At 33.1% G+C, this 23905-nt stretch carries 19 protein-coding genes; 5 read left to right on the top strand and 14 right to left on the bottom strand.

What is annotated here, in order from left to right:
- Positions 1–85 precede the first annotated feature (85 nt).
- On the top strand, positions 86–778 hold the full coding sequence (locus IEV10_RS01450) for a porin family protein (protein ID WP_188372918.1): 693 nt from the start codon (positions 86–88) through the stop codon (positions 776–778).
- On the opposite strand, the gene IEV10_RS01445 is transcribed toward IEV10_RS01450, so the two are convergent.
- Positions 773–1378, bottom strand: a complete 606-nt coding sequence (locus tag IEV10_RS01445; protein WP_188372917.1) for a hypothetical protein — start codon at positions 1376–1378, stop codon at positions 773–775. The two genes, IEV10_RS01450 and IEV10_RS01445, sit on opposite strands and share 6 nt — an antisense overlap.
- 53 nt (positions 1379–1431) lie before the next feature.
- Here IEV10_RS01445 and IEV10_RS01440 point away from each other — a divergent pair, with 53 nt between their 5' ends.
- Entirely contained in the window at positions 1432–3327 is a 1896-nt protein-coding gene (locus IEV10_RS01440) for a hypothetical protein (protein ID WP_188372916.1), read from the top strand.
- Here the strand turns inward: IEV10_RS01440 and rpoN are convergent.
- From rpoN to IEV10_RS01425, 3 genes are all read right to left on the bottom strand, one after another.
- Positions 3324–4787 (bottom strand): RNA polymerase factor sigma-54, encoded by a 1464-nt coding sequence (rpoN, locus tag IEV10_RS01435; RefSeq protein WP_188372915.1) that lies wholly within the window; start codon positions 4785–4787, stop codon positions 3324–3326. The two genes, IEV10_RS01440 and rpoN, sit on opposite strands and share 4 nt — an antisense overlap.
- 86 nt (positions 4788–4873) lie before the next feature.
- A complete protein-coding gene (gene asnS / locus IEV10_RS01430) occupies positions 4874–6307 on the bottom strand; it encodes an asparagine--tRNA ligase (protein ID WP_188372914.1) in 1434 nt (477 codons plus the stop codon).
- Positions 6308–6325: 18 nt separating this feature from the next.
- The gene (locus IEV10_RS01425) at positions 6326–8728 is read right to left on the bottom strand and encodes an efflux RND transporter permease subunit (protein WP_188372913.1); all 2403 of its coding nucleotides are present in this window, start codon (positions 8726–8728) and stop codon (positions 6326–6328) included.
- A 194-nt stretch (positions 8729–8922) separates the two neighbouring features.
- Here IEV10_RS01425 and IEV10_RS01420 point away from each other — a divergent pair, with 194 nt between their 5' ends.
- A complete protein-coding gene (locus tag IEV10_RS01420; RefSeq protein ID WP_188372912.1) occupies positions 8923–11448 on the top strand; it encodes a hypothetical protein in 2526 nt (841 codons plus the stop codon).
- A gap of 1 nt (position 11449) precedes the next feature.
- Here IEV10_RS01420 and IEV10_RS01415 read toward each other — a convergent pair whose 3' ends face one another.
- The 9 genes from IEV10_RS01415 to polA all read right to left on the bottom strand — a co-directional run bounded on the left by IEV10_RS01415 (position 11450) and on the right by polA (position 21170).
- Entirely contained in the window at positions 11450–12736 is a 1287-nt protein-coding gene (locus IEV10_RS01415) for a DUF5686 family C-terminal domain-containing protein (RefSeq protein WP_229719557.1), read from the bottom strand.
- Positions 12737–12791: 55 nt separating this feature from the next.
- Entirely contained in the window at positions 12792–13346 is a 555-nt protein-coding gene (frr, locus tag IEV10_RS01410; protein ID WP_188372911.1) for a ribosome recycling factor, read from the bottom strand.
- Positions 13347–13390: 44 nt separating this feature from the next.
- Positions 13391–14098 carry a UMP kinase gene (pyrH, locus tag IEV10_RS01405; RefSeq protein ID WP_188372910.1) on the bottom strand — a complete coding sequence of 236 codons (708 nt, stop codon included), beginning with the start codon at positions 14096–14098 and terminating at the stop codon, positions 13391–13393.
- Between the two features lie 152 nt (positions 14099–14250).
- Positions 14251–15225: a translation elongation factor Ts gene (tsf, locus tag IEV10_RS01400; protein WP_188372909.1), complete on the bottom strand. Its 975-nt coding sequence runs from the start codon at positions 15223–15225 to the stop codon at positions 14251–14253.
- Positions 15226–15311: 86 nt separating this feature from the next.
- Positions 15312–16094, bottom strand: coding sequence for a 30S ribosomal protein S2 (rpsB, locus tag IEV10_RS01395; protein ID WP_188372908.1), 783 nt, complete (start codon positions 16092–16094; stop codon positions 15312–15314).
- 211 nt (positions 16095–16305) lie between these two features.
- Positions 16306–16692 (bottom strand): 30S ribosomal protein S9, encoded by a 387-nt coding sequence (rpsI, locus tag IEV10_RS01390; RefSeq protein ID WP_188372907.1) that lies wholly within the window; start codon positions 16690–16692, stop codon positions 16306–16308.
- Positions 16692–17147 carry a 50S ribosomal protein L13 gene (gene rplM / locus IEV10_RS01385; protein WP_188372906.1) on the bottom strand — a complete coding sequence of 152 codons (456 nt, stop codon included), beginning with the start codon at positions 17145–17147 and terminating at the stop codon, positions 16692–16694. The genes rpsI and rplM overlap by 1 nt, the downstream gene beginning before the upstream one ends.
- A 160-nt stretch (positions 17148–17307) precedes the next feature.
- Positions 17308–18288 (bottom strand): L-threonylcarbamoyladenylate synthase, encoded by a 981-nt coding sequence (locus tag IEV10_RS01380; protein ID WP_188372905.1) that lies wholly within the window; start codon positions 18286–18288, stop codon positions 17308–17310.
- Positions 18289–18323: 35 nt separating this feature from the next.
- Positions 18324–21170: a DNA polymerase I gene (gene polA, locus IEV10_RS01375; protein ID WP_188372904.1), complete on the bottom strand. Its 2847-nt coding sequence runs from the start codon at positions 21168–21170 to the stop codon at positions 18324–18326.
- 89 nt (positions 21171–21259) lie between these two features.
- Between polA and IEV10_RS01370 the strand changes: the two genes are divergently transcribed.
- Together IEV10_RS01370 and IEV10_RS01365 are read left to right on the top strand one after the other, a co-directional pair.
- Positions 21260–22189 carry an isoaspartyl peptidase/L-asparaginase family protein gene (locus tag IEV10_RS01370; RefSeq protein ID WP_188372903.1) on the top strand — a complete coding sequence of 310 codons (930 nt, stop codon included), beginning with the start codon at positions 21260–21262 and terminating at the stop codon, positions 22187–22189.
- Positions 22189–23010: a GNAT family N-acetyltransferase gene (locus IEV10_RS01365; RefSeq protein WP_188372902.1), complete on the top strand. Its 822-nt coding sequence runs from the start codon at positions 22189–22191 to the stop codon at positions 23008–23010. Before IEV10_RS01370 ends, IEV10_RS01365 begins: the two co-directional genes overlap by 1 nt.
- Before the next feature lie 28 nt (positions 23011–23038).
- Here the strand turns inward: IEV10_RS01365 and IEV10_RS01360 are convergent, their stop codons facing one another.
- On the bottom strand, positions 23039–23899 hold the full coding sequence (locus IEV10_RS01360; protein WP_188372901.1) for a cyanophycinase: 861 nt from the start codon (positions 23897–23899) through the stop codon (positions 23039–23041).
- Between the last annotated feature and the right edge of the window lie 6 nt (positions 23900–23905).

The raw sequence follows: 23905 nt of genomic DNA, 5'->3' as shown, positions 1-23905 counted from the left end.
ATCTTAATTTTTTGAGAGCGTTATGGTATATATCATAACGCTTTTTTTATATGCTATACTTACTGAAATTTAATAGCTTTACAGCATGAGATTATATTATTGTTTGTTATTGTTTTGTTTACCAATTAGCTTTTCTTGGGCGCAAGATAGTTTATCTGTTGCTATAGATGATAGGTATCGTGAAGATCAGTTTTATGCGTCTATTACTTATAATCTATTATCAAATAATCCGAATGGTGTTTCTCAGAGTGATTTTTCTACAGGCTTTCATTTTGGTTTTATAAGAGATATGCCAATTAATCAAAAACGAAATTGGTCAATTGGTATAGGACTAGGAATTTCTTCTAACTCATATAACCAGAACTTGATTATTACGGAAACATCAGGAAACATTAATTTTTCTATAGATGATGGAGGTCTTGGAAATATTACTAAGAATAAATTTACAACCTACCTAATAGATGTCCCTTTTGAGTTTCGATGGAGAACTTCGAGCGCTGAGACGTACAAGTTTTGGCGCATATATCCAGGATTTAAACTAAGTTATTTAGTATATAATTCTTCTAAATTAAAAAGCGATTTATTAACTACAAATGTATCTAATATTGACGCCTTTAATAAATTGCAGTACGGACTTACTTTAAGTGCCGGATATGGCACATGGAATTTTCAAATCTATTATGGGCTTAACTCTATTTTTGATGATACCGCACAATTAAACAATCAATCTATAGACTCTAGAGCTATTAAGGTTGGAATAATGTTCTATATATTATAGCCAAAGCTTCAGCAGCAAAAGCTGAGGAATAAAGCCTGTTAGACTACCAATAATTAATTCAGGATATGTATGCGCTTTTAAGTGTAAGCGTGACGTAGCTATTGCACCAAGTAAAATCATCATAAGCGCAATAGAACCATTAATATTTATATGAAAATGAATACTCAATGCTATGGCAAACATAAAAAAGCCAGAAGCAGCTAACATATGTATACTAGCTTTTACTTTAAAAACTGCAAGAAAAAAACAGACTAGAGTTGATAATAATATCCCCACAAAAAAATAGTACAATTCTTCAATTTCGGTTTGCGTAAAAACACGAGTAATCACTAGTGCGATAATTACAGAATTGATTAATAATGGTAACTTTCTTTCGTCAGTAGATTTAAGATAAATACTATCTACTTTATTTAGGGTTTTTAATAAATAGTAGACCAATACAGGCAGAATGATAGTAAGCAGAATTGTAGAAAAAATCTTGGCTTGACTAATAGGTTCTGGGATAAATCTAGGTGTTTTAGAAAAGTAAAACAAAACACCTAGCAGTGGCATTATTAATGGGTGAAATATGTACGATATACTTTTTAAGATGAAATCCATAGCTGTCAAACAAAAGTAATTTATTAATTTTCAAATTCAGAAAAATATTAAAAATGAAACTGAAATATTTAATTCTCTTAATCTCATTAGTCTTAACTGCAAATGTCTCTTTTTCTCAAGAGGAGAATTTCAGAATAGTATTTCCACAAACAGAAGCTGAAAGAAATAAAGCATGTTCTAATTGTTTTAATGTGTTTCGTCAAAAAACAAAGGAAGTTAGATTTTCTATTCAGAACGAAAATGGAAATTTATACTTTCAGACTAATGACAGAAAGTGGTTTAATCTACTTTTTAAAAACCCAACAGATGGTTTAGCTCTTGATGTTGTTGCAAAAGATATTTATAACTGCTCAGTTACATCTATAGAGAATAAGCAAATAAATGGAAAGCTACTTAAACCAGTGTACGCTAAGCGTCTAAAAAGTGGATTACGCTCTAGTGGAAAGGATATGTTTAGAGTTTTAGTGGGTAAAATACCTACTGAATTAAAAGGAAAAGAGCTAGAGTACAATATTCTTTTTCTTGGAAATAAAACACTATGTCGATATCAAATTATATACAATCTTAAAGCATATCAATGGGATTTACTAGACATGGGCATGTACTTAGATTCTGTAAATTTTAAAAATCAAAAATTAGTGAGTCAAGGTGAAGAAAATGTTAAGATTAGATATAAAACTCTAAAGTTTAAAATACCTTTTGAGAAAAATAAGTCGATCTATTCTCCTGAAGATATAAAGCCTGTTTACGATTCGTTAAACCTCACAGATTTTAATATTAAAACCATAAACATTAAAGCTTATTCCTCCGTTGAAGGAAGCTTGGAGCGCAATATAGAATTACAAGAAGGACGAGCAAATAGTATTGCAAAAGCGATACAGACTTATCAAAAACCTACTATAAAAAATACGATTTCATCTTCAGAGAATTGGGTTGAATTTTTAAATGATATTGAAGGTACCAAATACGAAAACCTAAAAGTATTAAGTAAAGCGCAAATAAAGAAGAAGCTAGTGGGTGCATTTTCTACAGAGATGGAACCGTATTTAAAAAATCATCGTAAGGCATTAATTACTTTGGAGCTTGAGAAAAAGGATAAGTACAAAACAATGCCTGTAACACAGTTGGTAAACTTATTTAATCAATCCATAAAAGAGGACAATTTAGATGAGGCAAATACTATTCAGAATTCTCTATTTGAAAAGTTGAAAAACAGTGAGGTTTCTCCAGATGTTTTGAAGCAACTTGAAGTACCAATGCAGCTTAAATTCATCAATATATTAAATAAAAACAGTGCTATTAAATATCAGTTAGATGAACGACAAATAGTTATTGTTAGAAACGAGCTTGAACAATTAAAAAAGTTAGATCCCAAAAATACTAGAGTTAGATACAATCTTGCCGCAATAAAATTTAAAATATGGCGCTATAATATTGAAAAGATAAATCCTTCACTGTTTAAAGATGAAATTTTCAATCTTGAAAAGTATAAAATTTCAAAAGCCTTGATTAATAGAATGATGATTAATTATCATATTATTCAAAGCGAGAATTTTAATAGAAAAAGAGATTACTCTAACAAAGACAAATCGGTTAATTATATAAAGTCAATATATGAGAAAATACCACTATCAGATTTTGACTATTTCAGCTTAGCACAATTCTTATCTTACTATGCTAATGTTGAAGCAGCAGCAAAATTATTGTCAGATAAAGCAAGGCAAATTGATGTAGATGAAGATTTATTATTCTACTACCTCAATCTGACATTAATAAATAAAGAATTAACTAAGACAGATGAATATCGCGCCATAATGCTTAATGCTGTGAACTTAAATAAAGATAGGTATTGCCAACTATTTAATACACCAGAGGAAGATGGTGTAACTTTTCAATTACTAAAAGATGATTATCTAAGAAAGAGTTATTGTGAAAACTGTAATAACTAAATCTTTTTGCGTAATCGTGCTACAGGAATATCTAATTGCTCACGATATTTTGCAACAGTACGTCTAGCTATTGGATAACCTTTTTCTTTTAATATACCTGCAAGTTTATCATCAGTTAAAGGTTTCTTCTTGTCTTCTTCCTCAATAACGGTTTCTAGGATTTTTTTAATCTCACGAGTAGACACTTCTTCTCCTTGGTCATTGGTCATAGATTCAGAGAAAAATTCTTTAATGAGTTTTGTGCCGTATGGCGTATCTACATATTTACTGTTTGCAACACGAGAAACTGTAGAAACATCCATTTCAATTTCATCGGCAATATCTTTAAGAATCATTGGTTTTAGCATGCGTTCATCCCCAGATAAAAAATACTCTTTTTGGTAATGCATAATAGAGCTCATGGTTACAAAAAGTGTTTGTTGACGCTGTTTTACTGCTTCGATAAACCATTTAGCGGCATCTAATTTTTGCTTAATAAATAGTACAGCATCTTTCTGAGATTTTGATTTCTCTTTAGATTCTTTATAACCTTTTAGCATATTGTTGTAGGTGCGCGAGACATGTAATTCTGGAGCATTACGACCATTGAGTGTAAGTTCTAACTTACCATCTACTATTTTAATAGCAAAGTCAGGAACAACATGCTCAACCATTCTATTGCTTCCAGAATACGAGCCACCTGGTTTAGGATTAAGGCCTTCAATTTCTTCAATAGCTGCCTTAAGTTCGTTTTCTGTTATGCTAAATTTTTGAAGTAATTTTTTGTAATGCTTCTTTGTAAATTGCTCAAATGCTTTATCTATAATTTTTGTAGCTAATTCTATATCTGGATGTTGTTCTTTTCTATTTAATTGAATACTTAAGCATTCTTGTAGGTTTCTAGCGCCAACTCCAGCCGGGTCTAATTGATGCACTATTCCTAATACTTTTTCGACATCTTCTTCTGTGGTATAGACATTTTGAGTAAAAGCTAAATCATCTGTAATATCTGATAAAGATCTACGGATATAGCCACTCTCATCAACACTTCCTACCAAAAACTGAGCAATCTCATATTCTTGGTCATTAAGTCTAAATGTATTGAGTTGATTTGTTAGGTGTTGAGTAAAGGAAGTTCCTGAAGCGTATGGTATCGATTTTTCGTCATCATCAGCACTATAATTATTTGCGTGAGTTCTATAATCTGGAATCTCATCATCACTTAAATATTCATCGACATTAATATCCCCTGCATCAATAGTGTCACTGTCGTTATAATCGTCTTGAGAGTTATCAAATTCATCAAATTCGTTATCCTTGGCGTCGCTTTCTTTTCCAGTATCTAAAGCAGGATTTTCTTCCAGCTCTTGCTTGAGTCGTTGCTCAAAAGCTTGAGTTGGCAGCTGAATCAACTTCATGAGTTGTATTTGCTGCGGTGAGAGCTTCTGTGATAACTTAAATTGTAAATACTGTTTTAGCATTTGTTGGTTTCGATTTAGTTAAAAATAAAAAAACAATCTAAAACTATACCGTTATTAGATTGTTTTCTGAAAATTTTAAACTTTTTTTAAAACTCTGCATTTTGCGGTGTTCTAGGATAAGGAATAACGTCTCTAATATTACCCATTCCAGTGGCGAACATGACTAATCGCTCAAAACCTAATCCAAAGCCAGAATGTACAGCTGTACCGTATTTACGTAAGTCTAAATACCACCATAGTTCTTCTTCTGGAATATCTAATGCAGCCATTTTTTCTTTTAAAATGTCTAGACGTTCTTCACGCTGTGAACCACCGATAATTTCGCCTATACCAGGAAAAAGTACATCCATGGCTCTTACCGTTTTTTCATCATCATTTAAGCGCATATAGAAGGCTTTAATATTCGCAGGATAATCAAATAGAATTACAGGGCATTTAAAGTGTTTTTCTACCAAGAAACGTTCATGCTCAGATTGTAAATCTGCGCCCCATTCATTAATCAAATATTTAAATTTCTTTTTCTTATTTGGCTTTGAATTTCTAAGAATATCTATTGCTTCTGTATAACTTACACGTTTAAAGTTATTATCTGTAACAAACTTTAGTTTTTCTATTAAACGCATTTCGCTACGCTCAGCTTGAGGCTTAGATTTTTCTTCATTAAATAAACGCTCATCTAAGAATTTTAAATCTTCTTGATTGTGTTCTAAAAGATAACTAATCACAGATTTAATGAAGTCTTCTGCTAAGTCCATATTGCCAGCCAAATCCATAAAAGCAACTTCTGGCTCAATCATCCAGAACTCTGCTAAATGACGTGACGTATTAGAGTTCTCTGCTCTAAAAGTTGGTCCAAATGTATAAACTTTACCAAGAGACATGGCATAAGTTTCAGCTTCTAATTGCCCAGAAACAGTTAGGTTTGCTTCTTTTCCAAAGAAATCTTGTTTAAAATCCACATCTCCATTCTCATCAAGTGGAGGGTTTTTTGCATCTAAGGTGGTAATTCTAAACATTTCTCCAGCACCCTCAGCATCACTTCCTGTAATCATCGGCGTATGCATATTGTAAAATCCATTCTCTGTAAAGTACTTGTGGACAGCAAAAGATAATGTAGACTTTATACGCATAACAGCACTAAATGTATTTGTGCGTGTACGCAAATGTGCATTTTCGCGTAAAAATTCGAAGGAGTGTTTTTTAGGTTGAATAGGATAAGTCTCAGCATCAGAATCTCCTAAAACTTCAATCGTTGATACGACGATTTCAACCTTTTGACCTTTACCTTGACTCTCTACTAACTCTCCATTAATATGCAAAGCAGCACCTGTAGTTATCCTTTTTAAAAGTGCTTCATCAAAATTTTCAAAATCAACAACACACTGAATATTATTTATTGTAGAACCATCGTTAAGGGCAATAAACCTATTAGCTCTAAACGTTCTAACCCAACCTTTTACACTGACTTGTTGTAATGTAACATCTTGAGTTAATAATTCTGATACAGTTTTGGTAGTCATTTTTTATTCTTTTTTAATCTATTCTATTTCTTTTTCGATATCATCCTCATCTTTAGGAATAATATTTATAGAAGGTTCTTTTAGTACTTCTTTATTTGCGATGCTACGCTCTAATGAGAGTAATAGCGATGGCAATAATAATAAATTTGATAACATGGCAAATAGTAATGTTGCAGAAACTAATCCACCTAAAGCTACTGTACCTCCAAAACTTGAAATTGTAAACACCGAAAACCCAAAAAATAACACAATTGAGGTATAGAACATACTTACGCCTGTTTCTCTTAGAGCGGCATAAACAGATTTACGTATTTTCCAATGATTTGCCTGTAGCTCTTGCCTATATTTTGCTAAGAAATGTATCGTGTCATCTACAGAAATACCAAAAGCGATACTAAAGACTAATATAGTCGAAGGTTTTATAGGAACGCCTAAATAACCCATTAGTCCTGCAGTGACTAATAATGGTAATAAGTTTGGTATTAGAGATACTACAATCATTCTTACAGACCTAAACATATAAGCCATAAAAATGGAAATTAATATAATAGCTAAGGTTAGAGAGATAACAAGATTTCTTACAAGATATTTAGTTCCTTTTTGAAAAACTAATGCTTTTCCTGTGATGGTAACTTGGTAGCGTTCTTTCGGAAAAACTTTATTTATTTTATTTTGAAGGTCTTCTTCAATACGCTCCATTTTATCAGTTCCAATATCTTTCATAAAGGTAGTGATGCGAGCATATTGACCTGTACTATCGACAAAGTTCCTAAGTAAATCGACATCTGAAGAGGACTTTTTTACATAAGAACTAATAAATAAGTTTTCTTGACTTGTTGGCAACTGATAGTACTTAGGATTACCATTTGTATAAGCTTGCTTTGCATACTTTACTAAGCCAACTACAGAAATAGGTTTTGAGAGTTCAGGGATTTCTTCAATCAACTCTTCAAGCTGATTCATTCTTTTTATTGTAGCCAATTTCATGACACCTTTTTTACGTTTGGTATCTATCATAATTTCTAATGGCATTATGCCATTAAACTCAGATTCAAAGAAACGGATATCACTAAAAAACTCTGTATTTTTTGGCATATCTTCAATAAGACTACCAGATATAATAATCTTATTTATACCTAAAAGGCTTGCAATTAATAAGATTAATGCCGTAACGTATATGGTTATTTTCTTGTGCTTTACCATACGTTCCATCCAATCTACAAAACCATTTATCCAGCGTTTGTTTAAATGTTCTAAGTGACGAGGTTTAGGATAAGGTAGAAATGTATATAGAATAGGTATAATTAAAAGGCAAAGTATAAAAATGGCTAGAATACTTAAAGATGCCACAATACCAAACTCTTTTAAAAGTTGACTCTCAGTAAGGATAAAAGTTGCAAAACCAGATGCAGTAGTCACATTTGTCATTAAAGTGGCATTACCCACTTTTGTGATGACGCGTTGAAGTGATTTGACCTTGTTCCCGTGTAATCTTACTTCGTGTTGATATTTATTAATTAAGAAAATACAATTTGGGATACCAATAACAATTATTAATGGCGGAATAAGCGCTGTCAGTACTGTAATTTCATAATTTAATAAGCCAAGAATACCAAAGGTCCACATCACACCAATACAGACAACAATCAATGATATAAATGTGGCTCTAAACGACCTAAAAAATAAAAAGAAAATTAATGAGGTTACTGCTAATGCGGCTCCTATAAAAAGACTTATTTCGTCAACAATGTTTTGGGAGTTTAAAGTGCGTATGTATGGCATTCCAGAAACACGCACATCGAGATTTGTAGTTGTTTCAAACTCACTTATCTTGTTACTTAGTGTTTGAATTACAAAGTCTTTTCTAGCTGAGGTGTTTACAATATCTTTTTTAAGATATATAGCTGTTCGAACGGTTTTAGAATCTTTATTGAATAAAAAATTATCGTAAAAAGGATACTTTTTAAAAAGCTCATCTTGTAATGTTTCAATTTGTTTTATTGAAGTAATAGAATCTTTGATAAAAGGTTCTAAATCAAACTTTTCTTCTTTTGTATTTTTAACTAGTTTTTGTAAATCTTTAATGGAAATAACTGTTTCAACTTCGTCAAAACTTTTAAAATCTTCAGAAAGACGATTCCATGCATTAAGTTTTTCAATAGAAAAAAGCATGGAGTCTTTTACACCTAATACTATGAGATTTCCCTCTTCACCAAAAATATCGAGGAAATTATTGTAACTAAGGTTTACTTCGTGATCATCTGGTAATAGGTTAGCCTCAGTATATGTAAAGCGCATGTGCTTCCATTGCATACTAAAAAATATAGTATACAAAATCACTGTGATGAGAATAGCAATTTTATTGCGCAAAATTAATCGCGCAACAGTTTCCCAAAAACCAGTTGTTAAAAGTTTAAACATGCATTTGTAAATGAGCGTCAAAGGTAGAAAAAACGTAGATAATCTGTGTTAAAATTAATTTTTATTAATCATTATAATATAGATTAATTTAAAGGTAGACTTTTGAATTAAAACACACATAAATCTTGATATTTTAACAGACAATTAATATCAATTTTTTATGCTCTTTGTAACTTTATATAAATAGATATTTTATGGGAAATAGAATACAGACTTTATTACTTGGTGTATTTTTTTTCATGCTAAAAAGTAGTTTGTTTTCACAAACAAATGAAAATATTAAGCATGAAGCCTTTGCTGAGAAAATCTATTTACAGTTAGATAGTAATATTTATACTTCTGATAAAACTATTTGGTTTAAAGCTATTTTAGCAAATGCTGTAACACACAATTTAGAGATTACTAGTGGTGTTTTAAACGTAGATTTAATAAATTCTGAGAATGAGATTGTAGAATCGAAACTATTAAAGATTAAGAATGGTATAGGGGAAGGGTTTTTTGATTTAAACAGAAGTTACAGAGAAGGTAATTACCAAATAAGAGCTTACAGCGAATTGAACAAGAATTTTGGTGATGATTTTATTGCGAAAAAGTATATTAAAATTTTTTCAGATATACCTTCAAGTATTGATGATGAATTAGTAAGAGATAAAACCTTAAATAATAAAGACCTTAGTGAAGTAGTTGAGATATTAGATTTAAGACTACAATTCTTTCCAGAGGGTGGAAAAATGGTAAGAGGTCTTCCAATTAAAATTGGTTTTAAAGTTACAGATAATAATGGCAAAAGTATAGTTGCGAATGGTGAAATTGTAAATGAAAGAGATGAAGTCTTGAGTACTTTCAAAAGTAATGAAGTTGGCTTAGGTCACTTCCTAATTAAAGACTTGCCAAAGACTGGCTTATATAAAGCAAGAGTTTTAAATAAAGATGGTAAAACATATAAATACTATCATTTACCAGAAATACAAGAATTAGGCTACACATTATCAGTTTCTGAGCGAAAAGAATTCTTAATAGTAGCTATTAGGACTAACATCTTAAACAATGATAAACTGATATTAAAAGGCTCAGTAAGAGGGAAGGAATACTTTAGTCAAGAAGTAAGTCTAATTGAGAACAAATATATTTTTACTATACCAAAATCTACATTTCCTAACGGTATTATAATCTTTCAATTATCAAACAAAAACTATCAAGCTATTTCAGAACGTTTATATTTTAATGAATTATCAGAACGCTACCTAGACATAAATGCAAAGTTTAGTTCAATGATACTAGAAAAAAGAAAAACTGTAAATATAGATTTAGGTTTTAATAATCAACAGTCTATTACTGAAGAAGATGCAAGTGCTTCAATTTTAGTTTTAGATAAATCATTATATGGAGACATTGAGAATGAAAGAGATAATATACTCTCATATTTTTTATTAAGCTCAGATATTAAAGGCAAGATAGATAAACCGGGAAGATATTTTTCAAGAGAAAATAGACTTAACGTTGATGATTTAATGTTAACACAAGGGTGGAGAAATTATAAGTATGTTACTCCAAAACAAAAACTCGATTACAAATTAGAAAAAGGATTGAGTATTAAAGGTGTTATTAATGTCAAGAACTCGAATTTTAAACAAGAAGATTTAGATGTTATGATGACCACTTTGGGCAATGATTATTCTATCTATTCTGGGAGTTTATCAGTTCCGGGTAGTTTTGATTTTCGAATTGATGACTTATATGGTAACGAAAAGAAAATGATTTTTAAACCCAATGGATTAAATGATAAAGAGAGTAGAAATTATGATATCACTTTGAATAAACGAAAAAGAATGATACCAGACTTTATTTATAATGAATCAGAGAAAATTATTAAACAAGACACCTCAATTAGTAGGTTAGTAAAAACCAATCGTAATCAACTTAATAAATTAAATAAATATTATACAAATATTACTGGTGTTACAGAGCTAGATGAAGTTATTATTGATGCTTATAAGATGACTCCAAAGCGAAAAGAAATGTTTGATAAATATGGTGAACCAGATGTTGTTATTAATGGAGAAGACTTATTAGAGAAAAACCCTAAATGGTCTTCAGGACTTTTTGATGTCATATCTTCTGGGTTTAGAGATAAATTATATGTCACTAGAGAAATTGGAAGTACAAGCCTAAGTGTTAAATCTATTAAACATGGAAAAGGTTATGTGACTTTATGGGTAGTAGATGGAGTGCCAGTTATGAAAGATAATTATGATTTACTCCAATATATAAGGCCAGAAGAAATTACCAGTTTAGAGGTCATAGAAAATGCTAAGAAGCTCAAAGAGTTAATATCAATTGTTAACGGTGAACCTCCTCCTTTTGGAATTGTTGACGGCGCTGTAATATCAATTTATACAAAAGCTAATAAGGGACTTTATGGTGCTCTAGATTTAAAGAAAGGTGTCAAGATTCATACAATATCAGTATTTTCAACTGTAAAGGAGTTTTATGTTCCAGATCACGAGGATAGCTTTTCAAGTATAAATTCAGAGCCTGACTTACGCTCTACAATTTATTGGAATCCTGATGTAAAGATGAATAGTAATAATTCAAATAAAGTAAAATACAGCCATTCAGATAATACAGGAGAATTTCTTGTTATTGTTGAGGCGGTTACTAAGGATGGAAGAGTAGGTTACAAAACAGTTGAATATTCTGTTATAGAATCCAAAAAATAAACTACAAAGAGATATTAAAGGTAAACTTAAATGCAAAATTATCGCCTAAAGATGGTAAGTGATAACCGCCATAGCGGTAAGCAAAACTTAATCCAAATCCAAAAAGTAGTTTATTAATCTCAAATCCGGACTCAGAATATAACTTGTCTAGAGTTCCAAAATTTATACCTTGATGTTGGTCTATACTTTTCATGTTTCCTAGAGCATATCTCGAGATTAAGACCAATTGAGGTTTCCAACGGCTTGAGATTTTAAAAGGCTTTAAGTAATGCTTAAATTGAAATGTAGTAAATCGGTCACTAAAAAACTCATTAAAAAACATGGTTTCAAAACTGTTTAAGCCAGCCACAGAAAAGCGCTGCAAAACAGTCTCTTTTCTAATATTATTAGGGTAAGCATGATACAAATGCGTTAAAGGGGTTTCTCCCGAAGCTAATCCAGCGACTAACGTTAATCGAGTCAGTGATTCATTACCATAATCTATTTGGTGGATGGTTCTAAAATCAATTTTTGCAAAATTAAAATCACTCTTAAATACATCTCCAAAACCTTGGGTTAATTGGCCCGTGAATTTTGGATAACCATCAACAGTTTCTTCAATTTTATTATTGATAAACTCATACTTACTAAAGGGGCTCCACTGCAGACTTAGAGTAGCAGTACTGAATCTAAAAGAGTTAAATACGTCTCCATTAGATGCAAATGAGTAATTGTAAGTTGGATTAACCCTGCTAACAGCAAACTGAGTTTCTGATAGTAGGTTATTTGATATTTTATGTTGTACGGATATAGATTTTGTAATATGTCGATGGAACAAATCTATATTTAATAAACGTGGTTCAAAAAATGAAAAGAAGCGTTTATCCGTTAAAAATTTTGAACTGCCCGTTTCTTGTAAATCATCCGTATAGGTAAAGTTAACCCAAGTGTCTGTTTTTTCATTAAGTCTTAATCCGCCACCAATACTATACTTGTAACGTTGGTCTCTAAAACCATATACCAGATAACCATTGACACGAAATTTATCGGAAAATTTTTCACTAGTAACACCTCCAAGACCAGTTCTAAAACCTTCAAATTGATTGTACTTTACTAAGTATCTAAGGTCAAAATTAAAATACTTGGTAGGGAAATAACCCAAACCAATATTTTCTAAAAAGACTCTTTTTTTTAAAGAGTCTTCAGTTTTTTTATTCGCTTGTTTTTCGGAATTTTCATTAGGTTCAATTTGTGCTAAAGCATAAGTAGACATGCATAGTAAAATTACAGCAAGGGAACGCTTTAGCATCAATTGGATAGTTTGTAGTTAATGGATTAAAATAAAAGAGGGATGGTGTAATTAATTACACCGTCATAATCTCTTTTTCTTTAGCACCAAGTATTTGGTCTACTGTATTAACGTGTTTATCTGTAAGTTCTTGTACGTCAATCTCAGCATTTTTCTGAAAATCTTCGGATACGTCTGTTTTTTTGATATCGTTATTAGCCTCTTTACGTGCGTTACGTATACCAACTTTTGCATCTTCAGCTTCAGCTTTGGCCTGCTTTGCCAATTCTCTACGACGTTCTTCGGTTAATGGCGGAACATTGATAATAATACTTTCGCCATTATTCATAGGATTAAACCCAAGATTAGCTATCATTATACCACGTTCAATCTCTTGAAGCATTGATTTTTCCCAAGGTTGTACAGTAATGGTACGCCCATCAGGTGTGTTGACATTAGCTACTTGATTTAAAGGTGTTTGAGAACCATAATAGTCCACCATGACACTACCTAGCATAGAAGGACTGGCTTTGCCTGCTCTAATATTCACTAATTGTTTTTCGAGATGCTTTAATGCACCTTCCATAGCTTCTTTTGCTGTATCTATAATAAATTGAATCTCTTCATTCATGTTGTTAAATTTTAATGAAACATTATCAAAATTTGAGCCAAACCTTATAAGTTAACTTTGGTGCCAATATTTTCACCAGAGACAACTTTTAATAAATTACCTTTTTTGTTCATATCAAAAACGATTATTGGGAGTTCGTTTTCTTGACTTAATGTAAATGCAGTTGTATCCATAACTTTTAAGCCTTTTTGTAGAACATCTTCAAAAGTAATATGATCAAATTTAATGGCATTACTATCTTTTTCTGGATCTACATTATATATACCATCGACACGAGTCCCTTTTAAAATGACATCGGCTTCAATCTCAATCGCACGTAATACTGCTGCAGAATCTGTTGTAAAATATGGATTTCCTGTTCCGCCACCAAAAATCACAACGCGGCCTTTTTCTAAATGACGCATGGCTTTGCGGCGAATAAAAGGCTCAGCCACCTCATTAATTTTTATAGCTGTTTGCAAACGTGTAGGTATGCCTGCATCTTCTAAAGCACCTTGTAGAGCAAGTCCGTTAATAACAGTAGCTAACATGCCCATATGATCACCTTGTACACGATCCATACCGTTACTTGCACCTGCAACACCTCTAAAGATGTTTCCGCCACCAATAACAATAGCAACTTCAACCCCTTGATCTGTTATGGTTTTTATATCATGGGCATATTCTGAAAGACGCTCTGGATCAATACCATATTGTCTATTGCCCATTAAGGCTTCGCCAGAAAGTTTGAGTAGTATTCTTTTAAATTTCATTGGATGTTTTGAAAGTTAAGCAAAGCTAAACAATTATTGCTAGGTTTAAAAGTGAAATATATATCGTGATTTGTATTATAGTTTTGAGAGTATCGCTCATAAAAAAAGCCTTCAGAATTCTGAAGGCTTTTTTTGTATATATAGGTTATTAATTACCCTACTGTAGCACGCTTAAATCCTGTTACTTCTACCTCACCATAAGTGGCTACATATTGTGCAACAGTTTTCTTTTCGTCTTTAATAAATGCTTGGTCTAATAAACACTGCTCATTATCTAATGTTGTGTTATCAGAGATAAAACGTTCCATCTTACCTGGTAAAATGCGATCCCAGATTTGTTCTGGCTTACCTTCAGCTTTTAGTTCAGCTTTTGCATCTTCTTCAGCTTGTGCTAACACTTCAGGAGTTAATTGAGACATAGAGATGTATTTTGGTACATTCTTTAAAGTCTTTCCTAAACGTGCTAATTCGATATTATCTTTTTCGATAACTGCGATACGCGCTTCAGTTTCTGAAGCTACATAAGCTGGATCAAAATCTTTGTAAGATAATGTAGTTGCACCCATTGAGGCAACTTGCATAGCAACATCTTTGCCTAAAGCTTCAACGTTATCTACCTTAGCAGAGAAACCAACGATAGCAGCAATTTTGTTAATGTGAACGTAAGAACCAACATAAGCAGCTTCTATAACTTCAAATGCATTGATGTCTAATTTCTCACCAATTACACCAGTTTGTTCAACTAATTTTTCAGCTACAGTCATTCCGCCAAAATCAGCAGCTAAGAAATCTTCTTTGTTGCTGTAGTTTAAAGCGATATCTCCAAAGTCACTTGCTAACTTTAAAAAGTTTTCGTTTTTACCAACAAAATCAGTTTCACAACCTAATACAAGTGCAATACCTTTTGTATTATCTGCATTAATTTTTGCAACAGCTGCACCTTCAGAAGACTCTCTGTCTGCTCTTTTAGCTGCAACTTTTTGTCCTTTTTTACGTAAAACTTCGATTGCTTTGTCAAAATCACCACCAGCTTCAACTAGTGCTTTTTTACAATCCATCATACCAGCACCAGTAGCTTTTCTAAGCTTATTTACTTCTGCTGCTGAAATTTTTACTGTGTTTTCCATAGTATATTAAAATTTGAAAAAGTCGCTTAACTATTTTCTGATTTGAAAAGAATTAAACGACTCTAACTATTGTATAATTCTTTTATTTATTCTTCTTCTTGAGCTGCAACTGGAGCCGCTTTCTTAGCTTCAGCTTTTGGTGCTGGAGCTGCTGCTTTATCTTCTTTTTCTGTACGCTCAGCTTTTCTTTCGCTTAAACCATCTGCTACTGCAGAAGTTACGATAGATAAAACTTTATCGATAGACTTAGAAGCATCATCATTTGCAGGAATTATATAATCTACCTGACGTGGGTCAGAGTTAGTATCTACCATTGCAAAGATTGGGATATTTAATTTTTGAGCTTCTTTAATAGCAATGTGCTCACGCTTAATATCTACAACGAATAAAGCACCTGGCAAACGTGTCATGTCTGAGATAGAACCTAAGTTTTTCTCTAATTTAGCACGTTGACGGTCTACTTGTAAACGCTCTTTTTTAGATAAAGAGTTAAACGTTCCGTCTTTCTTCATTCTGTCAATTGCAGCCATTTTCTTAACAGCTTTACGGATAGTTACGAAGTTAGTTAACATTCCACCAGGCCATCTTTCTGTAATGTATGGCTGGTTTACAGCACCTGCTTTATCAGCAACAATGTCTTTTGCTTGTTTTTTTGTAGCTACAAATAAGATTTTCTTACCTGAAGCAGCGATTTTTTTCATTGCTTCAGCAGTTTCGTTAATCTTAGCTGCAGTTTTGTAAAGGTTAATAATATGGATGCCGTTACGCTCCATATAGATGTAAGGCGCCATGTTTGGATCCCACTTACGTGTTAGGTGACCGAAGTGTACACCTGCTTCAAGTAATTCTTTTACTTCTACTTTTTCCATTTTGTAATAGTTTACGTTCTGTTGAATTAGCAATGATTAAGTGGTCGCTTTTGCTTGCCTTAACCATTTAGATGCTAAACTAAATCCTGATGTTACCATCATGGACAACAATAACTGGTTTAATTTTTTGCCGAAATTTTCAGCGATTTCAATAAAATAAAATAATTCAGAATCTGAATTAACAGACTCTGAATTAAGTGTTGTTTGGATATTAACGTTTCGAGAATTGGAACTTCTTACGCGCTTTCTTCTGACCGAATTTCTTACGCTCTACCATTCTTGGATCTCTAGTTAATAGACCTTCTGGCTTTAATATTGCTCTGTTTTCAGCATCAAGCTCACACATTGCGCGAGATAATGCTAAACGTATTGCTTCTGCCTGGCCGGTGATACCACCTCCGTATACGTTTACAGTAATATCAAAGTTGCCATCATTGTTAGTCAAGGCTAAAGGTTGGTTTACTTTATACTGCAATGTTGCAGTAGTAAAATAATCCGCCATGTCTTTTTTGTTCACCGTGATGTTACCTTTTCCTTTGGCAACGTACACACGAGCAACAGCCGTCTTTCTACGGCCAATTTTGTGAATTACTTCCATTAGTTAATTTCGTTTAAGTTAATTGCTTTTGGCTTCTGCGCTTCGTGAGCGTGCTCAGTACCAGAAACAACTGTTAAGTTTCTAAAAAGAACTGCTCCTAATTTGTTTTTAGGTAACATTCCTTTTACTGACTTTTCTACTAATCTGCTAGGGTCTTTCTCAAACATCTCAGTAGCTGTCAGGCTTCTTTGTCCACCTGGATAACCTGTGTGACGGATATAACTTTTATCTGTCCACTTATTACCAGTTAAGTTGATTTTTTCTGCATTAACAACAATTACATTGTCACCGCAATCAACGTGTGGCGTAAAATTAGGTTTGTGCTTACCTCTTAAAAGTATTGCTACTCTTGAAGCTAAGCGACCTAAAGTTTGTCCTTCAGCATCAACTAAAACCCACTCCTTATTAACGGTAGCTTTGTTAGCTGAAACTGTTTTGTAGCTTAATGTATCCACACTAATTTGATTTATGTTGTACCACTATGATACAATTGATTAAACATTCCTCTTCCGAAAAAGAGTTTGCAAATTTACGATAACTTATTGGATTGACAAACCTTAGCTAATGTTTTTTTAAGCTGAAAATCAATGGGTATAAAATTTGAAATGTTGAAGATTATTTTGTTGCTCTCTCTAATCTGTCATTAATAGATTTTCCTAAATCGTAATTAGGAAAACGTTCTGCAATAATTATATCTAGATTTGCGGCATCAAGCTCATGTAATGCATCGTACAGATTTGAAGCAGCTTCCTGCAAATTTTCATTTAGTGAAAGTTTTACTTGAAATTTCACAGCGGGATTTTCAAATTCAGAATTCAAAGATAAAATACCGATGTTTTTATCTTGGTTTTGAGAAATGGCTTTAGCCAAATCATCGGTAAGAATCGTTTTTGTCCTTGGTGAGTAATGACGTGCCAACATTCCTGGAGCATTAGGTGCGCTATCTTTTTGATTTCCATCATGCTTAGCTGAACTATTTTTAAGCTCAATTTTTCCAACCACTTTTTCAATAGCTTCTATAGGTGTTGAGCCAAGTCTATAAATAATAGGCTCTTCATCTTCAAAACCAATAATTGTAGATTCTATACCACTTTTGCACGCACCACCATCGAGCACCATTTTTATATCATTTTTAAAATAATCTTCCACGTGCTTAGCTGTTGTAGGACTAATTCGGTTAAACGGATTTGCACTTGGAGCAGCTAAAGGAAAATCTAACTGTTTTAATAACTCTAATGTGATTGGATGATTTGGGATGCGCACGGCTACAGTAGCTTTGCCTGCCGTTATTAAATCAGGAATTACAGGTTTCTTTTTTAATACCAGAGTTATTGGGCCAGGCCAAAAAGCATCTGCCAGAAGTTGGGCTTTCTTAGGGATATCATCTACAATTTTACTAAGATAGTCTAAAGATGGAATATGGACTATCAAAGGATTAAACAACGGTCGTTGTTTGGTTTCAAATATTAATTTTATTGCCCTTTCACTAAAAATATTACCAGCTAAACCATAAACCGTTTCGGTAGGTATAGCCACCAATTCTTCAGCATTTAGTAATGCTACTGCTTTTGATATGTCTTTTGAAATGATACTCATAGATAGAGCGCAAAGCTACTTCAAAAAAATGATGTTTAATGCGCCTCCAACCAATTATCGCCAATGTCTAATTCAACATCTAAAGGAACAGATAATTTATAAGCATTTTCCATCTCAGATTTAATGAGGGATTTCATGTTGTCTAACTCAGGTTTGTAGACGTCGAATACCAATTCATCATGTACTTGCAATAACATTTTAGATTTGTAATCGCTAGCTTTTAATTTTTGATGAATATTAATCATAGCAATCTTAATAATGTCTGCAGCACTACCTTGGATGGGTGCATTAACGGCATTACGTTCTGCCGCACCACGGACAACAGCATTACGAGAATTAATATCTTTAAGATAACGACGACGTCCTAAAACGGTTTGCACATAGCCATTGTCACGAGCAAAATCTACCTGTTTGCTCATATAAGCTTTAAGTTTTGGATAGGTTTCGTAATAAGTATCAATGAGCTCTTTGGCTTCACTACGAGATAAATCCGTTTGGTTACTTAAACCAAATGCCGATACCCCATAAATAATCCCAAAGTTTACGGTTTTGGCATTACTACGTTGCTCTCTAGAGACGTCACTAATTGGCACATTAAAGACTCTTGAAGCGGTGGACGCGTGGATATCTTCTCCGTTTTTAAAGGCTTCAATCATAGTTTCCTCTTCACTTAATGCAGCAATGATTCGTAATTCAATTTGACTGTAATCTGCAGCGAGTAGCGTATAATCTTCATTTCTTGGAACAAATGCTTTCCTTACCTGGCGACCACGTTCTGTACGGATGGGGATATTCTGAAGATTTGGATTATTGCTACTTAAACGACCAGTTGCGGCAACGGTTTGCATGTAATCTGTATGCACGCGGTTGGTGCTGTCTTCTACTTGAAGAGGCAAAGCATCTACGTATGTACTCTTTAGTTTTGAAAGTCCACGGAAATCTAGAACATCTCTAATAATCTGATGGTCTTTTGCCAAATAACTTAACACATCTTCAGCGGTAGAATATTGACCCGTTTTAGTCTTTTTTGGTTTGTCTACTAATTTTAGTTTTTCAAATAAAATAACACCTAATTGTTTTGGTGAAGCAATATTAAACTCTTCTCCAGCGGTATTGTATATTCTTTTTTCAAGATTGGAGATGTCGTTATTTAATTCTTCGGATAATGAATTTAAAAAGTCTTTATCTAAGTTGATGCCTTCCAACTCCATATCTGCCAAAACTCGAAGTAAAGGCAATTCTATATCGTCAAATAATTGTTGGGTATTGGCTTCTCCAAGTTCTTTCTCAAAATGTTCTTTGAGTTGTAGCGTAATGTCTGCATCTTCTACGGCATATTCAGTCTGTTTCTCTAAAGGCACCTCTCTCATAGAGAGTTGATTTTTTCCTTTTTTGCCAATTAGCTCTGTAATAGAGATTGGTGTATAATTGAGGTAGGTTTCGGCAAGCACATCCATGTTATGTCGCATATCAGGATTGATTAAATAATGCGCTAACATGGTGTCAAATAATTTCCCTTTTACGTCAATATTATATTTGGCTAAAATCTTAATATCGTATTTTAAGTTTTGTCCAATTTTCTGAATGGTTTCACTTTCAAAGAAAGGACGTAATTCTTCAATTAACTCTTGAGCCTCATCTTTGTTTTCTGGAAAAGGAACATAAAACCCTTTCCCAACTTCCCATGAAAAGGCAATACCAACCAATTCTGCAGTTAATGGATTTAAGCCCGTAGTTTCGGTATCAAAACAAACCGAATTTTGAGTCATCAAATTTTTTACAAATAGCTTTGTGGCCATACCAGGCGAAACACTTTGGTAAAAGTGAGAACTAGTTTCGGCTGTCTTTCTAGTATATTCTGAGACTGTTTCTTCATTAGAAGAGGCATCACCACCAAATAGTGAAAATTGACCAGCACCAGCAGATTTTTGTGCTTTAGGTGTGGCTTTAGTTTCTGTTTTTGCTTCGGTTGTTGATGTATTATTTGTAGTCGGAGCTTCAGTAGAAAATGTTTTTACAAAATTATCAGTCAATCGCCTGAACTCTAAACTCTGAAATATCTCTTTTACTTTTTCGACATCGGGATGGTCAAGTTCAAAATCTTTAGCATTAAATTCAACTGGGACATCAAGCATAATTGTAGCCAATTTTTTTGAAAGCAAACCAAGTTCGCCATTGGCTTCAACTTTTTCTTTCATTTTTCCTTTGAGCTGGTCAGTATTTGCCAATAAGCCTTCCATACTACCAAATTGAGCTAAAAATTTCTTTGCTGTTTTATCTCCGACACCAGGCAATCCAGGAATATTATCTGAGGCATCTCCCATCATGCCTAAGTAATCTATAACTTGTAAAGGATCTGTAACTTCAAATTTTTTCTGTACTTCAGGAATGCCCCAAGTTTCGTAACCACCACCAAACACTGGTCGATACATGAAAATATTATCTGAGACCAATTGTGCAAAATCTTTATCTGGTGTCACCATAAACGTTTTATAACCTTCTTTTTCGGCTTTTTTTGCTAAGGTGCCAATCACGTCATCAGCTTCATAGCCTTCTTTTACCATAATAGGAATATGCATGGCTTTAAGGATTTCATAAATATATGGGACAGCTGTTTTTATGCCTTCTGGAGTTTCGTCTCTATTGGCTTTATAATCTTGATACATTTCAACACGATCAGTGCTGCCGCCTTTGTCAAAACAAACAGCCAAGTGGTCAGGTCGCTCACGCTTAATAACATCCAAAAGTGAGTTCATAAATCCCATAATAGCAGAGGTGTCTTCACCTTTAGAATTTATTCTTGGATTTTTTATAAAGGCATAATACCCACGAAAAATTAAGGCATAGGCATCAACTAAAAAGAGACGTTTTTGGTCTGACATGACATTGAATTTTGAAGTCTATAAAACTACAAAAAGTTAAGGGTTTATTTGAAATGCAATTTGTAATTTTCCAGAATCAAATTTTAGATATGAAAACATTTTCAATAGCTATACACGGAGGTGCTGGTACTTTAGTAAAAGGCCTAATGACTAAAGAATTGGAAGAGCAGTATAAAAACGCGTTAAAAGTGGCTAGAGAAGCTGGTTATAAAATTCTTGAGGATGGAAAATCTGCAATTGAAGCTGTTGAGGTTGCTGTTAAATTATTGGAAGACACACCTCTATTTAATGCAGGAAAAGGTTCTGTATTTACAGCAGAAGGCACCCATGAAATGGATGCAGCTATTATGGATGGTAAAACACTAAATGCAGGAGCTGTGTCTTTAGTCACAGGAATTAAAAATCCAGTGGCCTTGGCAAGAGATGTAATGGATAAAAGTTATCACGTGTTTTTAGCTGGTGAAGGCGCTATGACATTTGCTAAAAACCAAGGTTATGAAATTAAAACTCCGGATTATTTCTATGATGAGGTACGTTATCAGCAATGGCAAGGCATAAAAGACAGTGATAATTTTCAGTTAGATCATAGCGTAAAAAAGGATGGAAAATTTGGAACTGTTGGTGCAGTAGCTTGTGATCAAGATGGAAATATTGCTGCTGCAACATCAACAGGTGGTATGACCAATAAAAAATGGGGACGAGTTGGAGATAGTCCAATGATTGGTGCAGGTAATTATGCTAACAATAAAACTTGTGCAGTAAGTTGTACTGGAAGTGGAGAATTTTTTATAAGAGGTGTAGTAGCTTATGACGTATCTTGTTTAATGGAACATAAAGCGATGACACTTGATGATGCCGCAGATGAAGTTATCCACAAAAGAATACTAGAGATACATGGAGATGGCGGTCTTATTGCTGTAGATACTAAAGGTAATATTGCGATGCCTTTTAATACTGAAGGGATGTATCGCGCTTGTAAATCTTCAAACGGAAAAGAAGAAATTTCAATCTATAAATAGTGATTGTAAGGCATTTAGGATATACTGATTTTACGGTTATTATGGAATGCTTCTTATCTGCATTCGAAAATTACTTTGTAAAAATGCCAACAGATTATGATTTTTATCGCGAACGTTGGAACGCTTCAGGAGTTAGATATGACATGTCTTATGGAATGTTTGACAGCGATAAATTAGTTGGATTTATAATACATGCAGTTGATGAGCGTCAAGGTTATTTAACAGCATATAATTCTGGAACAGGAGTACTCCCAGAATATAGAGGACAACGAATTGTAAAGTCTATTTACGATTATGCCATGCTAGAATTAATTAAAAGCGGAGTTGCAAAATGTCAACTAGAAGTGATTACCGAAAATGTAAAAGCAATTAAGTCTTATGAAGGTATAGGTTTTGAAATCTACAAACATTACAGGTGTTTTAAAGGCGAAATTTCTTCGAATAGTAAAGATGATTTTGAGTTGAAAAAAGTGTTGCATCATGAGATGAATTGGGATGCATTCTCAAATCAAAACGTATATTCTTGGGATAATCAAAAAGAGAGTTTGATAAAAGGGAATTATGACTATTATGAAGTACATGCTAAGAATATATTACAATCGTATTTTATAATGAATTCAAAAAGTGGATATATCGCTCAGTTTGAAATTTTAGAAGATTCAGTTTCTCAATGGCAAAATCTATTTTCTGCAATATATTCTATTAATTCAAATATTAGAATCAATAATGTTGATGATAGGTTAGTGCGCAAAGTAGAGGCTCTAGAATTAGAAGGTTTACAGAATTCTGTAAATCAATACGAAATGAAATTATATGTATAACAATAGTGGTGGCAGAGCTAAGACCAAGTTATATAAAAGGTGCTTCAATTGGTAAAACTTCTACCTTTTTCTTTTTAATATTAAAACGATCTCCATTAGATAGAATATGCGTTTTTAAGTTGGTTAAAGACATCGGTGTGCCTTCCTCAAGAATAGCATGATTATTATGCTTTATTTTTCTACCATCAAAAACAATAACCATACCTGAGCCAATAACCTCAAAACAATTATTCTTAATAATTAAACCAGTATCTTCTGCTAAGCCAAGTCCAATAAGTTTTGGATGTTGAGCAACAGCTTCTGCAACACGACCAAATCTTCCACGGCGGATAAAATGAGTATCAATAATTAATTCAGGAATTAGACTTAAACCCTTGTACATGAGCACTGCTCCTTTAATAAACGATTCTGAGGCGCTTCCACCAGCAATCATTTCATTCGCCATGGCCATAGCACCAGCACTAGTACCAGCTATAACAAAACCCTCTTCGTTTTTATAGCGATCTGCTAAGATTTTATGAATGGTAGTGTCACCTATTTTATCAGTTATCTTAGACTGATTTCCTCCAGAAAACATGACACAATTTGCATTATTAATAAGCTCAATAGAGTGCTTTGTTTCAGAATCTTTTTTAGAACGGATGTCTAAAATTTCTACGTTTTTGCACCCCAAAGTTGAAAAGGCTGTTAAATAACTTTCACCAACTTCAACCGGAATACTTGAAGCTGTAGGGATTACAACAATATTAGAATCTATACCACCGGCTTCTTTAACAACATGCGCCAGTATGCCTTCTTCAATAAACTCTAAGGTATACATTTCATCTGCTTCAATACCTTTATCTTCATTTCCTCCAATTGGTATTAATATCCCTTTTGCTTTCTGCATAATTTT

It is taken from the genome of Winogradskyella haliclonae, from assembly GCF_014635865.1.
Lineage (GTDB): Bacteria > Bacteroidota > Bacteroidia > Flavobacteriales > Flavobacteriaceae > Winogradskyella > Winogradskyella haliclonae.
This window is presented reverse-complemented; position numbering and strand designations above follow the sequence as displayed.